This is a genomic window from Psychrobacter immobilis (genome assembly GCF_904846065.1).
Taxonomy (GTDB): domain Bacteria; phylum Pseudomonadota; class Gammaproteobacteria; order Pseudomonadales; family Moraxellaceae; genus Psychrobacter; species Psychrobacter immobilis_H.
On sequence record NZ_CAJGZV010000033.1, the window covers coordinates 1 to 1,097 of the forward strand.

The following is a 1,097-nucleotide window of genomic DNA, read 5'->3' on the forward strand; positions in this document are numbered from 1 at the left end:
TGGACGAGAGTAGCGGTCAAATAGATGGTCTCAAATTGCGTGTTGGACATGGCGATGAAGATGACTTTATTTATGAAGTTAATTTGATCAAAGCTGAGCGTCCTAACTTTACATTGAGCACCTCAACTAAGAATGCAGAGTACTATTATCGTGCCGAAGTGTTCTTAAGCGAAGGCTCGCAAGAGTATGACTTGGTGGGCTACTCTAAAGAGCAAGTATTGGTCGATATCTTAAATCAGTACGAGCGTCATTTGCAGTATCTACATTTAGAGCGTTAATGGATTCATTGGCAATCGCGTATAAAACTATCTATACGTGGTAGGTTCTAAATAAAAGTATTGTAAGAGATAACCCCATAAGTTGGATTCAACTTATGGGGTTTATTTATGAACCAATGATAGGCAGATAGTAGATATAGGGTAAAATCTAGACAGACAAAATTTGAAGTACCAGCAAAGGATAAATTTGTGACCACATTAAAGTACATCGCTCATTATTCTGAGCAAATTCAAACCCAAGCCGCGTTACTCATTAGTGAAGGTAAACTGGGCGCTTATCTAGCAAAAAAGTATCCTATTCAGCACCAAGTACAAAGCGATAAAGCACTTTATCAGTATATCAATGAGATAAAAAACCAATATATGCGCAAAGTTGGCCCGTTATCGAATGTCAGTTATAGCAGTAAATTAAAAGTCTTAAAACATGCGCTGGGTATTCATACCACTCAGTCTCGCGTACAGGGCAGTAAGCTGAAATCGCATAATAGCATCACCGTGGCGAGCTTATTTCAAGAAGCGCCGCCTGAGTTTTTGCGCATGATTGTTGTGCATGAGTTGGCACATTTTAAAGAGCATGAGCATAACAAAGCGTTTTATCAATTATGCTGCCATATGGAGCCTGAATATCACCAGTTTGAGCTAGATACGCGGCTTTGGTTGCACTGGCGAGAGTTGTAGCCCTAATAACGTTCATAGTAATCTTAATAACAGCCATATAAATATCGTGTCCTTTTCTGTGGCAATCATCTGAGCCGCTAGGGCGTGTCCTCAATTCAATTGATCATATCTAAACGGGCTAAAAATGGCTAAATTTTGCCA

General features: G+C 39.6%; 1 protein-coding gene and 1 pseudogene. Both read left to right on the top strand.

Features of this window, described 5'->3' with window-relative positions; all coding sequences use genetic code 11:
* Positions 1 to 278 (top strand): annotated as a pseudogene (locus JMW64_RS13935) (choline transporter); the annotation flags it as partial.
* 189 nt (positions 279 to 467) lie between these two features.
* The gene (locus JMW64_RS13940; RefSeq protein WP_025650600.1) at positions 468 to 956 is read left to right on the top strand and encodes a M48 metallopeptidase family protein; all 489 of its coding nucleotides are present in this window, start codon (positions 468 to 470) and stop codon (positions 954 to 956) included.
* Positions 957 to 1,097 lie beyond the last annotated feature (141 nt).